14 protein-coding genes and 1 rRNA gene are annotated in these 13,179 nt (G+C 57.0%); 9 read left to right on the plus strand and 6 right to left on the minus strand.

Annotated elements, in window-relative coordinates; genetic code table 11:
* Positions 1 to 110 (minus strand): 16S ribosomal RNA (locus AACY18_RS04840); the annotation flags it as partial.
* Positions 111 to 600: 490 nt separating this feature from the next.
* Positions 601 to 1,806 carry a tyrosine--tRNA ligase gene (tyrS, locus tag AACY18_RS04845; RefSeq protein ID WP_339433333.1) on the minus strand — a complete coding sequence of 402 codons (1,206 nt, stop codon included), beginning with the start codon at positions 1,804 to 1,806 and terminating at the stop codon, positions 601 to 603.
* A gap of 212 nt (positions 1,807 to 2,018) precedes the next feature.
* Between tyrS and AACY18_RS04850 the strand changes: the two genes are divergently transcribed.
* Complete coding sequence (locus tag AACY18_RS04850) at positions 2,019 to 3,434, plus strand: peptidoglycan DD-metalloendopeptidase family protein (RefSeq protein ID WP_339433336.1); 1,416 nt, start codon at positions 2,019 to 2,021, stop codon at positions 3,432 to 3,434.
* A 3-nt stretch (positions 3,435 to 3,437) separates the two neighbouring features.
* Positions 3,438 to 4,529, plus strand: coding sequence for an anhydro-N-acetylmuramic acid kinase (locus AACY18_RS04855; RefSeq protein WP_339464431.1), 1,092 nt, complete (start codon positions 3,438 to 3,440; stop codon positions 4,527 to 4,529).
* 74 nt (positions 4,530 to 4,603) lie between these two features.
* On the opposite strand, the gene erpA is transcribed toward AACY18_RS04855, so the two are convergent.
* Complete coding sequence (gene erpA / locus AACY18_RS04860; protein WP_060541601.1) at positions 4,604 to 4,954, minus strand: iron-sulfur cluster insertion protein ErpA; 351 nt, start codon at positions 4,952 to 4,954, stop codon at positions 4,604 to 4,606.
* A gap of 167 nt (positions 4,955 to 5,121) precedes the next feature.
* Positions 5,122 to 6,156 carry an N-acetyl-gamma-glutamyl-phosphate reductase gene (argC, locus tag AACY18_RS04865; protein ID WP_339433331.1) on the minus strand — a complete coding sequence of 345 codons (1,035 nt, stop codon included), beginning with the start codon at positions 6,154 to 6,156 and terminating at the stop codon, positions 5,122 to 5,124.
* Between the two features lie 134 nt (positions 6,157 to 6,290).
* Between argC and hemJ the strand changes: the two genes are divergently transcribed.
* The 6 genes from hemJ (at position 6,291) to coq7 (ending at position 10,867) form a co-directional block, all read left to right on the plus strand.
* Positions 6,291 to 6,719 carry a protoporphyrinogen oxidase HemJ gene (hemJ, locus tag AACY18_RS04870; RefSeq protein ID WP_339433330.1) on the plus strand — a complete coding sequence of 143 codons (429 nt, stop codon included), beginning with the start codon at positions 6,291 to 6,293 and terminating at the stop codon, positions 6,717 to 6,719.
* 33 nt (positions 6,720 to 6,752) lie between these two features.
* On the plus strand, positions 6,753 to 7,721 hold the full coding sequence (locus AACY18_RS04875; RefSeq protein ID WP_339433329.1) for an NAD(P)H-dependent flavin oxidoreductase: 969 nt from the start codon (positions 6,753 to 6,755) through the stop codon (positions 7,719 to 7,721).
* Positions 7,722 to 7,799: 78 nt separating this feature from the next.
* Positions 7,800 to 8,750 carry a DUF805 domain-containing protein gene (locus tag AACY18_RS04880; protein ID WP_339433328.1) on the plus strand — a complete coding sequence of 317 codons (951 nt, stop codon included), beginning with the start codon at positions 7,800 to 7,802 and terminating at the stop codon, positions 8,748 to 8,750.
* A 61-nt stretch (positions 8,751 to 8,811) separates the two neighbouring features.
* Positions 8,812 to 9,600 carry an SDR family NAD(P)-dependent oxidoreductase gene (locus tag AACY18_RS04885; RefSeq protein ID WP_339464432.1) on the plus strand — a complete coding sequence of 263 codons (789 nt, stop codon included), beginning with the start codon at positions 8,812 to 8,814 and terminating at the stop codon, positions 9,598 to 9,600.
* An 80-nt stretch (positions 9,601 to 9,680) separates the two neighbouring features.
* A complete protein-coding gene (locus tag AACY18_RS04890; RefSeq protein WP_122594836.1) occupies positions 9,681 to 10,019 on the plus strand; it encodes a histidine triad nucleotide-binding protein in 339 nt (112 codons plus the stop codon).
* 200 nt (positions 10,020 to 10,219) lie between these two features.
* Positions 10,220 to 10,867 carry a 2-polyprenyl-3-methyl-6-methoxy-1,4-benzoquinone monooxygenase gene (gene coq7, locus AACY18_RS04895; protein ID WP_339433326.1) on the plus strand — a complete coding sequence of 216 codons (648 nt, stop codon included), beginning with the start codon at positions 10,220 to 10,222 and terminating at the stop codon, positions 10,865 to 10,867.
* 220 nt (positions 10,868 to 11,087) lie between these two features.
* On the opposite strand, the gene AACY18_RS04900 is transcribed toward coq7, so the two are convergent.
* Positions 11,088 to 11,510 carry an OsmC family protein gene (locus tag AACY18_RS04900; protein ID WP_221731079.1) on the minus strand — a complete coding sequence of 141 codons (423 nt, stop codon included), beginning with the start codon at positions 11,508 to 11,510 and terminating at the stop codon, positions 11,088 to 11,090.
* 234 nt (positions 11,511 to 11,744) lie between these two features.
* Here AACY18_RS04900 and crp point away from each other — a divergent pair, with 234 nt between their 5' ends.
* On the plus strand, positions 11,745 to 12,389 hold the full coding sequence (crp, locus tag AACY18_RS04905) for a cAMP-activated global transcriptional regulator CRP (RefSeq protein ID WP_339433325.1): 645 nt from the start codon (positions 11,745 to 11,747) through the stop codon (positions 12,387 to 12,389).
* Here crp and AACY18_RS04910 read toward each other — a convergent pair.
* Positions 12,386 to 13,093 carry a lipoate--protein ligase family protein gene (locus AACY18_RS04910; protein WP_339433324.1) on the minus strand — a complete coding sequence of 236 codons (708 nt, stop codon included), beginning with the start codon at positions 13,091 to 13,093 and terminating at the stop codon, positions 12,386 to 12,388. The two genes, crp and AACY18_RS04910, sit on opposite strands and share 4 nt — an antisense overlap.
* Positions 13,094 to 13,179: the final 86 nt, after the last annotated feature.

Here is a 13,179-nt window from a genome sequence, read left to right on the forward strand (position 1 = left end):
TCACCCGTCCGCCGCTGAATCCAGGAGCAAGCTCCTTTCATCCGCTCGACTTGCATGTGTTAGGCCTGCCGCCAGCGTTCAATCTGAGCCATGATCAAACTCTTCAGTTCAAACATCTTTGGGTTTTTAAGAAACCCTAAACTTGGCTCAGCAATCGTTGGTTACATCTTTGATTTCTCGCGGAGTAACTTGTGATGCTGATAATCTTGTTGACTATCAGTCTGACTCCACAAGCACCCACACGAATTGCTTGATTCAGTTGTTAAAGAGCGGTTGGTTAAGATCTTTCGTCTCAACCGAGGCGCGCATTCTACAGCAGCCTCATTTGCTGTCAAGTGATTATTTTCAGAAGCTTTCGAAGAATTCTTCAACAACTTCAACCACTTGCGCCTTCGATCTCTCGTCAGCGGGAGGCGAATTCTACAGCGTTACACGCTGCTGTCAACACCTCTTTTTCAACTTCTTTCTGGCTTCGATGAACTGAAGCAACTTGCTGCCGAAAACTTCATAACTCATTGAATCTCAGGGAGTTTTTCGTTTCGACTGCGCCGGAAGCGGGGCGAATTATAGACGTCTGGAATTCGCCGTCAACACCTATTTTCAATTCCCCTCAGACTTCAACGAAATACGCGCGAATGCCTTCTTACCGGCCTGGCAAACGTGAGTCGCCCCCAGTACGTATATAAAGGAGCGATCAACCACCTCACCATCAACCCGCACACCACCAGAAGCCAGCAGATCTCGTGCAGCAGCGGAGTTCTTCACCAGGCCCGCCTTGTTAAGGACAGCAGCGATTGGCATATCTTCAGCAGAAGCCAATTCGATCTCCGGCAGATCATCCGGCAACTCGCCATCCTTCATACGATTACCCGCTGCGCGGTGAGCATTGGCAGCCGCCTCTTCACCATGGAAGCGTGCAACGATCTCTTCAGCCAGTTTGATTTTGATATCGCGCGGATTGGCTCCAGCCTCTACATCAGCACGGAACGCACCAATCTCATCCATGGTACGGAAACTGAGCAACTCGAAGTAACGCCACATAAGCGCATCCGGAATAGAAACCAGCTTGCCGTACATGACACCAGGCGCCTCCTGGATGCCGACGTAATTGCCCAGCGACTTGGACATTTTCTTCACGCCATCCAGCCCTTCCAGCAGCGGCATAGTCAGAATGCACTGAGCCTCTTGACCATAACCACGTTGCAACTCACGCCCCATCAGGAGATTGAACTTCTGATCGGTACCACCCAACTCGACATCCGCACGCAGAGCGACAGAGTCATAACCCTGAACCAACGGATAGAGAAATTCGTGAATCGCGATCGGCTGATTGGTGGTGTATCGCTTATCGAAGTCATCACGTTCAAGCATGCGAGCAACGGTGTACTGCGAAGTCAGACGAATGAAATCTGCCGGCCCCATCTGATCCATCCAGGTGGAGTTGAACGCAACTTCGGTCTTCGCCGGATCAAGAATCTTGAACACCTGAGTCTTGTATGTCTCGGCATTTTCCAAAACCTGCTCACGAGTCAGCGGCGGCCGTGTTGCGCTCTTGCCGCTCGGATCACCGATCATCCCGGTAAAGTCACCTATAAGGAAGATCACCTGATGCCCCAGCTCCTGGAACTGGCGCAGCTTATTAATAAGCACGGTGTGACCCAAGTGCAGATCGGGAGCGGTTGGATCGAAACCAGCCTTAATACGCAGCGGCTGGCCACGCTTGAGCTTCTCGACCAGCTCGGACTCGACCAACAGTTCTTCCGCACCACGTTTAATCAGCGCTAGCTGCTCTTCAACCGACTTCATAACAGACCCGCAAGGCTCAGATTCAAAGGGAACCAACCATACAAGATCGCGCACCAATTACAAGTTTTGCCCGGCGCACGGACACCAATCCACAGACGCGAGGTCTGTAGACTTGCTTCAGAGATGATTTGGTTATATTTTATACAGTTATTTCATCTTCATCATGTCATTCATCTTTTCCAATTCATCATTTTTCAAAGTCAAAATTACTTATGACCACAGAACAGTCTAAAGCGCCGCCGCTTTACCCGAAGACCCACCTGCTCGCCGCAAGTGGAATCGCCGCCCTTCTCAGCCTGGCGCTCCTGGTATTTCCTTCCAGTGATGTTGAAGCCAAAAAGACAACCCTGAGCCTTGAACTGGAAAGTCCTGCTGATCAACTGGCACAAGATCAAGACGCCGCTGACGCGGCTCAAGCCACAAACGAGCCAGTAGCTTCGCCATTTGCACAGGTAGAAAACAGTAGCGAAAACGCCCCTGAAACCGCCTCTGCGACAGCTCAGCCCCCCGAAAAACCGAAAGACCCCGGACACCGTGAAATCGTCGTCGCCAAGGGCGATACGCTGTCCACATTATTCGAAAAGGTGGGGCTGCCGGCTTCGGCCGTGCATGAAGTACTGGCCAGTGACAAGCAAGCCAAGCAATTCAGCCAGCTCAAACACGGCCAGAAACTCGAATTCGATCTGAATCCGGAAGGGCAACTGACCAGCCTTCACAGCAAGGTCAGTGATGTCGAAACCATCACCCTGACCAAGAATGACAAAGGTTATTCCTTCAACCGTGTTATCGCGAAACCTACCGTTCGCACTGCTTATGCACACGGCGTCATCAACAGTTCGCTGTCGCAGTCCGCTGCGCGTGCTGGTCTCTCTCACAGCCTGACCATGGATATGGCCAACGTATTCGGCTATGACATCGACTTTGCGCAGGACATCCGTCAGGGTGATGATTTCGACGTCATCTACGAGCAGAAAGTGGTTAACGGCAAAGCTGTCGGCAACGGTCCGATCCTGTCCGCGCGGTTCACCAACCGAGGCAAGACCTACACCGCAGTTCGTTACACCAACAAACAGGGCAACAGCAGCTATTACACGGCTGACGGCAACAGCATGCGCAAGGCGTTTATCCGTACCCCGGTGGACTTTGCCCGCATCAGCTCGAAGTTCTCCATGGGACGTAAACACCCTATTCTCAACAAGATCCGCGCTCATAAAGGTGTCGATTACGCAGCACCACGCGGCACCCCAATCAAGGCTGCCGGTGACGGCAAAGTGCTGTTGGCCGGCCGTCGCGGTGGCTACGGTAACACAGTGATCATCCAGCACGGCAATACTTACCGTACCCTTTACGGACACATGCAAGGCTTCGCCAAAGGCGTAAAAACCGGTGGTACCGTCAAGCAGGGCCAAGTGATCGGCTACATTGGCACCACCGGCCTCTCCACCGGTCCGCACTTGCACTATGAATTCCAGGTCAACGGCGTTCACGTCGATCCACTGGGACAAAAGCTGCCAATGGCCGATCCGATCGCCAAATCCGAGCGCGCTCGCTTCATGGCTCAGAGCCAGCCGCTGATGGCACGCATGGATAAAGAGAAGGCCACAATGCTGGCTTCGAGCAAGCGTTAAGCCATGACCCTGTATATCGGTGTAATGTCAGGCACCAGCCTCGATGGCCTGGACATCGCGCTGATCGAACTTGCCCCGGCGATCAAACTGATCGCCTCGCATTACATCCCTATGCCTGAACCCCTGCGCGCCGAGCTACTTGGCTTGTGCGCCAGCGGCCCTGACGAGATCGCCCGCTCTGCGATTGCACAGCAGAACTGGGTAAAGCTCGCCGCTCGGGGCATTCACACCCTCCTCGATCAGCAGAAGCTCCAACCTCAAGCCATACGCGCGATAGGCAGTCACGGCCAGACCATTCGCCATGAGCCCGCACGCGGCTTCACCGTACAAATCGGCAGCCCAGCCCTGCTGACAGAGTTGACGGGGATCACCGTGGTCAGCGACTTCCGCAGCCGCGATGTCGCTGCCGGAGGCCAAGGCGCGCCACTGGTACCAGCCTTCCATGAAGCCTTGTTCGAAGAGCGTACCGGCAACCAGGCTGTCTTGAATGTCGGCGGTTTCAGCAATCTCAGCCTGATCGAGCCGAACAAGCCTGTAGCCGGTTTCGACTGCGGCCCCGGAAACGTGTTGATGGACGCCTGGATTCAACAACAAGTCGGAGAAAACTACGATCGCAATGGTCAGTGGGCAGCCACTGGCGCCGTTGAACCAAGCCTGCTCAAAGCACTGCTCAGCGACCCTTTCTTCGTGACCAAAGGGCCGAAAAGCACGGGGCGGGAAGTGTTCAATCTGCCTTGGCTGGAGCAGCACCTCTCGCACCTACCGAAGCTTGCTGCTGAAAACGTCCAGGCCACGTTGCTGGAGCTGACTGCGCTGACTATCGTTGAGTCGCTGCAAAGCGCTCAATCCGATACCAGAGAACTGTTGGTCTGCGGTGGCGGCGCGCACAATGCCACGCTTATGAAGCGACTGGCCGATCTGCTGCCGAAGGCAAAAGTCGCCAGCACCGCCACGCGCGGTGTAGACCCGGACTGGGTCGAAGCCATGGCTTTCGCTTGGCTGGCCCATTGCTGTCTCGAAGGCATTGCCGCCAACCGCCCAAGTGTCACCGGCGCCCGCGGCTTTCGAGTACTTGGCGCCATCTACCCGGCCTGACTCAACTCACAGAAAACAAAACGCCGCAGAACCGTGAGGCTCTGCGGCGTTTTGCTGTGTACAGCGAAGTGCGTTCAGATCGAGAACGAAGATCCGCAACCACAGGTCGTGGTGGCGTTAGGGTTCTTGATCACGAAACGCGAACCTTCCAGACCTTCCTGGTAATCCACCTCGGCACCGGCCAGGTACTGGAAGCTCATCGGGTCAACCACCAGACTCACGCCTTCGCGCTCGACGATGGTGTCGTCCTCTGCCACCTCTTCATCGAAGGTGAAACCGTATTGAAACCCTGAACAACCGCCGCCCGTAACGAATACGCGCAGCTTCAAGCGATCATTCCCCTCTTCATCGACCAGGCTCTTCACCTTGTGCGCGGCACCGTGGGTGAATTGCAAAGCCGTGGGGGTGAAGGATTCGACGCTCATGCTGACTATCTCCCGGCGTTACGCCGCCATAATGCGTGATGACGCGCATTATCCGCTTGTCCGAGAAAATCGGTCAACTATTGTTACGGTATATCAATCAAGCCGATCGGCGGTTCAGAACGCAAAAAGGCCCGTTCAACGGGCCTTTTTACTGTGCAACCGAAAGGTTACGGCAGCATACCGGCGTGGGACAGACCGAAACGCTCGTCCAGGCCGAACAGGATGTTCATGTTCTGCACCGCCTGCCCCGACGCGCCTTTGACCAGGTTGTCGATCACTGACAACACCACAACCAGATCGCCATCCTGCGGACGGTGAACCGCAATACGGCAAACGTTGGCGCCGCGCACACTGCGGGTTTCCGGATGACTGCCGGCTGGCATCACATCGACGAACGGCTCATCGGCATAACGCTTTTCGAACAATGCCTGCAGATCCACCGAGCGATCAACCACGGTCGCGTAGAGCGTGGAATGAATGCCACGGATCATCGGGGTCAAGTGAGGAACGAACGTCAGACCGACATCCTTGCCCGCTGCACGACGCAGCCCTTGGCGAATTTCCGGCAGGTGACGGTGACCTTTCACCGCGTAGGCCTTCATGCTTTGCGACGTCTCGGAGTACAGCGAGCCTACAGCCGCGCCGCGACCTGCACCGCTGACACCGGACTTGCAGTCAGCGATCAAACGCGTGGTGTCGGCCAGACCGGCTTCAAGCAACGGCAGAAAACCCAACTGTGTTGCGGTTGGATAGCAACCCGGCACCGCGATCAGGCGTGCTTTCTTGATTTGCTCACGATTGACTTCAGGCAAGCCATAGACAGCTTCATCCAGCAACTGCGGAGCACCGTGAGGCTGACCGTACCACTTTGCCCATTCTTCAGCGTCTTGAAGACGGAAGTCCGCAGACAGGTCGATGACCTTGGTGCCTGCGGCCAGCAATTCACCTGCCAGTGCGTGAGCCACACCGTGCGGCGTCGCGAAAAACACCACATCGCAAGCGCCCAACGTTTTGATATCGGGCACGCTGAACGCAAGGCCGTCGTAGTGTCCGCGCAGGTTCGGGTACATGTCAGCCACGGGCAGACCGGCCTCGGATCGGGAAGTGATCACGACCACTTCTGCCTGCGGATGCTGCGCCAACAGACGCAGCAGTTCGACACCGGTGTAACCCGTGCCGCCGACGATACCGACCTTGACCATAAACCTGCCCTCAACGAACCCACTGGAAAGCCGTCGATAATAGGGGCCACGCGCGCCTGCGACAACCATCAAGGTGACGTGCGGACGCTCAAGCCTCTACTATCCGGCTTACCGTGAATGAAGGAAAAACCAAAATGCTCTATCTGTGGATCAAGGCTTTTCACATCGTCAGCGTCGTTTGCTGGTTTGCCGGGCTGTTTTACCTGCCGCGACTGTTCGTGTATCACGCGCAAAGTGAAGACACCGTCAGCAAGGAACGCTTCAGCGTCATGGAGCGCAAGCTGTATCGCGGCATCATGGGCCCGGCAATGATCGCTACGCTGATTTTTGGCGGCTGGCTGATCTACCTCAACCCGAGCATCTTCAGCCAGGGGGGCTGGATCCACGCGAAACTGACCCTGGTCGTCTTGCTGATCGGTTACCACCACATGTGCGGCGCGCAGGTAAAACGTTTCGCTCGTGGCGAGAACACCCGCAGCCATGTCTTTTATCGCTGGTTCAATGAAGTGCCGGTTCTGATATTGCTGGCTATCGTAATTCTGGTCGTGGTCAAGCCGTTCTAACTTCAACGAACACAACACTTTGGGGTACTTCCAATGTCGCTGCCCGCTCTGCTCGAACAACGTCTGCGCCTGCCAGTGGTAGCGGCGCCGATGTTTCTGATCTCCAACCCTGAACTGGTGATCGCCTGCTGCCGTAATGGCGTGGTCGGTAGCTTCCCGGCGCTGAACCAACGCGAAAGCAGCGGTTTCAAAGCCTGGCTGGAACAGATCGAAGCGGGGTTGGCGACACTGAGCAACCCGGCACCGTACGCAGTGAACCTTATTGTTCACAACAGCAACCCGCGTTTGCAGGCGGATCTGAATATCTGCATCGAGCACAAGGTGCCCATCGTCATCACCAGTCTCGGCGCGGTCAAGGAGCTGGTCGACGCCGTGCACAGCTATGGCGGTCTGGTCTTCCACGACGTCACCACCCGCCGTCATGCCGAGAAGGCTGCCCAGGCGGGTGTCGACGGTTTGATCGCAGTGGCGGCCGGCGCCGGCGGTCATGCCGGCACCTGGAGCCCGTTTGCACTGATTGCCGAGATCCGTGAGTTCTTCGACAAAACGTTGTTGCTTGCAGGATGCCTGAACCATGGGCATGAGATTCTCGCTGCACAGATGCTCGGCGCGGATTTGGCCTACTTCGGTACGCGATTTATCGGCACCACTGAAAGTCATGCACCTGACGCCTACAAGCAGATGCTGCTGACAGCCAAAGCGGCAGACATCATTCATACTCCCGCGGTCTCGGGGGTGCCGGCCAGTTTCATGCGTCAAAGCCTGGAGGCGGCCGGTTTCGACATGACCGCGCTACAAGGCAAGGGTGAAGTGAATTTCGGCGACAAGCTCAAACCGATAAGCGACGAAGCCAAAGCCTGGAAAACCGTGTGGTCTGCCGGTCAAGGTGTCGGACAGATCGATGATCTGCCAAGCGTGGATCAGTTGATCGCGCGCCTCGATGCCGAGTACCGCCAGGCCCAGGAGCGCGCAGCGCAGTTGCCCAAACGCTGGCCTCGCTGAGAAAATTGCGCCCGTCCCTGGTGGACAGGCCTTACACTAACGACCTTTCAATCTACTCGCGACAAGGATGCCTCGCTCATGAGCGACACCCGTTACAAGATCGTTTTCGACGGCGCTCTACAGCCCGGTGTCGATATCACCACTGCCAAACTCAATCTGGCGGATCTGTTCAAAACCGAAGTGACCGCCATCGAGCGTCTGTTCAATGGCAGTACAGTGGCACTCAAACGCGACCTGTCCCATGGCGATGCCCAAGCTTATTTGCAAGCGCTGAGCAAAACCGGGATCGATGCGCGCATCGAAACAGAAACAGCCATTGAGCTGAAGCTATCGGACGTCCACGAACAATCCGCTGGCGTGGCAGAACCGGACTCACCCTATGCACCACCTCGCGCCAGCGTAGGCGAGAGCCTGCCGCCATTCGCCACGCTCAAACCATTCAGCGTCGAAGGCAGGATTGGACGTTTACGCTTTCTGGCCTGGACGATGGTACTCAGCCTGGTGACGATGCCCATCGTCGGCGTGTTCGCCTTGATTGCGCTGGGACTGGTCAGCAGTGACTCCACCACCGGACTGATCATCGGCGGCATCTTTGCCTTTTTCCTGTTTCTGGGATTCATGATTGTCAGCATCCTGTTCACCGTTCAACGTTTGCACGACATCGGCTGGTCAGGCTGGCTGTGGTTACTGAACCTTGTACCGTTCGTGGGCAGTTTCTTCCCGCTGGTGATTATGGCCGTCCCCGGCAATACCGTCGCCAATCGCTATGGCCCTCCACCGCCCCCCAACAGCACCGCAGTGAAAGTGCTGTGCTCCCTGTGGATCGTGTTTGTCGCGCTGATATTCGCGGGCGCAATACTCGGTGGAATCTCGGCGGTTCAGCAGGAATACGAAAGCACCCTGGAAAGCAGTTACGAAAGCGGCTCTGTGACCACCGACGAAATCGATGTCGAAGTCGAGCCGGCAGCAAATTCCGCTGACGAGGCAGCCGAAGCCGCGCAGGCCCCTGTAGACTCTGCGAACGAATGAACAGCGCTCACCGCCGTGACACCCGCGTCGCTGGCGCGCAGTTGTTGCGATGGAGAATGGCATGACCCGTTACGCTCTGATCACTGGCGCCTCCAGCGGAATCGGCCTGGCCATGGCCGAAGCGCTGGCCCGGCGCGGCCGCAACCTGATTCTGGTGGCACGACAGCGTGATCAGCTGGAAAGCATTGCGATCGAACTGACCCAGCGCTTCGGCGTCGATGTGCTGTTCCGCGCCTGCGATCTGGGCGAGCCGTTGCGCCTGTCCGGTTTTTTGCTGGAGCTTGAAGAAGGTGACCGACAGATCGATCTGTTGGTGAACTGCGCCGGCATCGGTACCTGTGGCCCCTTTTTGGCTCAGGACTGGATGACCGAACAGGATCTGATCGAGGTCAACATCCTCGCCCTCACCCGCTTGTGCCATGCGATCGGCAACAGCATGGCGCTGCAGGGTGGCGGGCAGATTCTCAACGTTGCCTCGATTGCCGCGTTCTATCCCGGCCCGTGGATGAGCACGTACTACGCCAGCAAGGCCTATGTCCTGCATTTTTCCGAAGCGCTGCGCGTGGAACTCAAGCAGAGCGCAGTAAAAGTTTCGGTTCTGTGCCCTGGCCCTACCCGCACAGCCTTTTTCCGCACCGCGCAGCTCAACAACGACAAACTCAACGACAGCAAAATGCTGATGAGTCCCGAAGAAGTCGCGCTATACACCGTGCGCGCACTGGAAAAAAACCGCGCGATCATCATTCCAGGACGGCGCAATCGCTGGCTCGCGTTTCTGCCGCGACTCGGTTCGCGCTGGCTCAATCGCACCCTCGTCGGCATGGTCAACAAGGCTTACTGCCCGCGCTGAACTGTCCTACGGCAAAACACTGGGCGGGCCCATTCCCCATGAGTACACTCAGGCCAGCCCACACAACGGAGAAAACAGCAGTGGATACTCTGTTCACCAAGATCATCAACCGGGAAATCCCGGCGAACATCATTTACGAGGACGACCAGGTTCTGGCGTTCCACGACATCGCCCCTCAGGCACCGGTACATTTTCTGGTGATCCCGAAGAAACCGGTGCGTACCCTCAATGATCTGACTGAAGACGACAAGGCACTGGCTGGGCATATCCTGTTCACTGCACAGCGTCTGGCGCTGGAGTTGGGTTGTGAAGAAGGCTTTCGCGTGGTGATGAACTGCAATGAAAAAGGTGGGCAGACCGTCTATCACATTCATATGCACGTACTGGGTCAGCGCCAGATGAACTGGCCACCGGGCTAAGGCACAATCCCCTCCACTGCGGGGGTGGGGCTTGCTCGTGAAGATGTGAGTACTTTCGGAGCATCTTCGGCTGACACACCGTTTTCGCGAGCACACCCCGCGCCCACAAAGCAGCATGCCCCTGCGGCATATGACCCAGCGCAAACCTTCCCTGGCCGATTCGGTTAAACTGGCCATCGAGATTCTTCCCGGAGGTCAGCATGACTACCCAACGTCACTACTCGCCGATTGACCGTCTTCTGCTGCAAGCCGATGCCGCGATGCGTACATTACTGCCATTCAGTGGCCAGCCGTATCGCCCGTCGCCGGCCATCCTGCAGCCGGAAACACAAATGAGCGACGAAGACACCCGCCATGTCGCCGGCCTGATGCGTATCAACCATACCGGTGAAGTCTGTGCCCAAGCGCTGTATCAGGGCCAGGCGCTGACCGCCAAGTTGCCGCAGGTGCGCGAAGCCATGGAGCACGCCGCCGAAGAGGAAATTGATCACCTGGTCTGGTGCGAACAACGCATCCAGCAACTAGGGAGCCATACCAGCGTTCTCAATCCGCTGTTTTATGGCATGTCGTTCGGCATCGGTGCTGTCGCTGGCTTGATCAGCGACAAGGTCAGCCTGGGGTTTGTCGCGGCCACCGAGCATCAGGTGTGCAAACACTTGAATGAGCATCTGGAGCAACTGCCGACTGAGGATGAAAAATCTCGGGCAATTCTGCAGCAGATGCGTATCGATGAAGAGCATCATGCCGAAAGTGCGCTGGAGGCTGGCGGTTTCCGCTTTCCGGCACCGGTCAAGTTCGGGATGAGTCTTTTGGCGAAGGTGATGACCAAGAGCACCTACCGGATCTGAAGATTGCATCCCTGCGAAAGAGCCTCTTCGCTGGTCAGTCAACGCCCACCGCTTCTTTATCCCAGCCATAAAAAAGGCGACTACCGCTAAGTAGTCGCCTTTTTTGTGCCTCGGCCCCGCCGGCTGGCCGATCACCGCCCTTAAAAAAGTGGCGCATCATGCAGACGTCAACCGGGGGTCGCCAGATCCTGCACTGCCTTTATGACGGTTGAATGTCGATTCAACCGAGTTCGACGATTTCGTAATCGTGGGTGATAGCAACGCCAGCGGCGCCGAGCATGATCGAAGCCGAGCAATATTTTTCGGCAGACAGTTCGATAGCGCGCTTGACCTGAGCTTCTTTCAGGCCACGGCCCTTGACCACGAAGTGCATGTGGATCTTGGTGAACACCTTCGGATCTTCAGTCGCGCGCTCGGCTTCAAGGAAGGCTTCACAGCTTTCAACGTTCTGACGGGACTTTTTCAGAATGCTGACCACGTCGAAGTTGCTGCAACCGCCGACGCCCAGCAGGAGCATTTCCATCGGGCGAACACCCAGATTACGACCACCGGCGTCCGGCGGACCGTCCATGACCACAACATGCCCACTACCGGATTCGCCGAGAAACATGGCCTCACCAGCCCATTGGATGCGTGCCTTCATCGCCCAGACTCCACTGTAAAAAAAGGGTCGCCAGCTTATCACAGGGCTTTGCTCTGGCAGCGAGCAGCGTTCATAGGACGAATGCTCCACCAGCGTAGGTAATTTCTCGAATTTGCGCGGAAGTGTCTGGTAAGCTGGCGCCAATTCGCTGGCGCTCAGCCAGTTGTGTAGCGACCGCCTTCAGCGCCTCATAAAAAATCAAACATAACCGTGCAGTTTTTTCGGGATACAACCATGGTTGCTATTACCCCCACACCCAAAATCAAGAACCTCGACAAGCTGTTGACGCATTGTCAACGCCGCCGGCATGCGGCCAAGAGCAACATCATTTGTGCTGGCGATCGTTCGGACACGTTGTACTTCATCATCAAGGGGTCGGTGACGATCCTGATCGAGGATGACGACGGCCGCGAGATGATCATTGCGTACCTGAATGCGGGGGACTTCTTCGGCGAACTGGGACTGTTTGAACAGGCCGGCCAGGAACAGCAGCGCAGTGCCTGGGTGCGGGCCAAGGTCGAGTGCGAAACGGCGGAAATCAGCTACGCGAAGTTCCGCGAATTGTCACAGCAGGATCCGGACATTCTTTACGTCCTCAGCGGACAAATCGCACAACGCCTGCGCAACACCACGCGCAAGGTCGGCGATCTGGCGTTCTTCGACGTCACGGGACGAGTGGCACGCTGCCTGTTGGAGTTGTGCAAGCAACCCGACGCGATGACCCACCCGGACGGCATGCAGATCAAGGTGACCCGTCAGGAAATCGGCCGGATCGTCGGTTGTTCGCGGGAGATGGTCGGTCGTGTGCTCAAGGATCTGGAGGAGCGCAACCTGGTCGACGTGAAAGGCAAGACGATGGTGGTCTTCGGTACGCGTTAGATACCGACGCTGTACATCTGCGCCAGCATTAAACGAAAGAGCTCATCGAGTCGCGCCAACGCCTGTGGCGCGCTGAATTTCTCGTGCAAAGCGATATGGCTTTCGGCACGCACTCGCGATTCCAGGCCACAAGCTTGGTTGAAACGATTGACCGCCGCGACCATCGATTCGCGTTCGTTCTCCATCAGCATCGCACCGTGTACCAGGCCTACCGGACGCTGTCCGCCCTGACTCTGGCGCCAGCGCTGGGCGGTGCCAACCATTTTGCGGCCGTCGAGATTAACGTTGAAACGCCCGTCACAAAAAGCTCCGTCGATCTCACCCAAGGACGATGTGCCGCCCAACTCATCAAGCAACTGACAGATCGGATCGCACAAGCGGCGGTAGCCGGTTTCGATGCGGTTCAGATCGCCTTCGTTGCGGGGTGGCGCGTAGACCAGTGCAATGTTGATCGTCGCCGCAGATTGCGGGACGGGTTCGCCGCCAGTTTCGCGCAGAAGCACCGGCCAGCCGGCAGCGGCAGAGACTTCGCAGGCATGTTCGAAACCGGGGAGGCGATTGAGGCGGCGCGGCATGACCAGCGCGCGGTCGCTGGGTCGCCAGAACAGAAGACCGAACTCCGCATCACCGGCGCAGACGGAGGCGAGCAAGTCCTGCTCGGCTTGCAGTCCGGCTTCGATGGTCAGGGCGGTTGGCTGCGACATGCATGGCTCCGACAGACTTGAAGTCTTTAGAGAATTTGAGGGCCTCTTCGCGAGCAAGCCCGGCCCCAAAGGGGACGCGGGCGCCT

This window comes from Pseudomonas sp. EA_65y_Pfl2_P74, assembly GCF_963970575.1.
Classification (GTDB): Bacteria; Pseudomonadota; Gammaproteobacteria; order Pseudomonadales; family Pseudomonadaceae; genus Aquipseudomonas; species Aquipseudomonas baetica_A.

Coding starts and splice junctions, on each gene's coding strand:
- AACY18_RS04880 (WP_339433328.1), top strand. CDS start 7,800: ATGAGCGACACCCGTTACAAGATCGTTTTCGACGGCGCTCTACAGCCC.
- argC (WP_339433331.1), bottom strand. CDS start 6,156: ATGGTCAAGGTCGGTATCGTCGGCGGCACGGGTTACACCGGTGTCGAA.
- hemJ (WP_339433330.1), top strand. CDS start 6,291: ATGCTCTATCTGTGGATCAAGGCTTTTCACATCGTCAGCGTCGTTTGC.
- AACY18_RS04900 (WP_221731079.1), bottom strand. CDS start 11,510: ATGAAGGCACGCATCCAATGGGCTGGTGAGGCCATGTTTCTCGGCGAA.
- AACY18_RS04855 (WP_339464431.1), top strand. CDS start 3,438: ATGACCCTGTATATCGGTGTAATGTCAGGCACCAGCCTCGATGGCCTG.
- AACY18_RS04875 (WP_339433329.1), top strand. CDS start 6,753: ATGTCGCTGCCCGCTCTGCTCGAACAACGTCTGCGCCTGCCAGTGGTA.
- AACY18_RS04910 (WP_339433324.1), bottom strand. CDS start 13,093: ATGTCGCAGCCAACCGCCCTGACCATCGAAGCCGGACTGCAAGCCGAG.
- AACY18_RS04850 (WP_339433336.1), top strand. CDS start 2,019: ATGACCACAGAACAGTCTAAAGCGCCGCCGCTTTACCCGAAGACCCAC.
- coq7 (WP_339433326.1), top strand. CDS start 10,220: ATGACTACCCAACGTCACTACTCGCCGATTGACCGTCTTCTGCTGCAA.
- erpA (WP_060541601.1), bottom strand. CDS start 4,954: ATGAGCGTCGAATCCTTCACCCCCACGGCTTTGCAATTCACCCACGGT.
- tyrS (WP_339433333.1), bottom strand. CDS start 1,806: ATGAAGTCGGTTGAAGAGCAGCTAGCGCTGATTAAACGTGGTGCGGAA.
- AACY18_RS04885 (WP_339464432.1), top strand. CDS start 8,812: ATGACCCGTTACGCTCTGATCACTGGCGCCTCCAGCGGAATCGGCCTG.
- crp (WP_339433325.1), top strand. CDS start 11,745: ATGGTTGCTATTACCCCCACACCCAAAATCAAGAACCTCGACAAGCTG.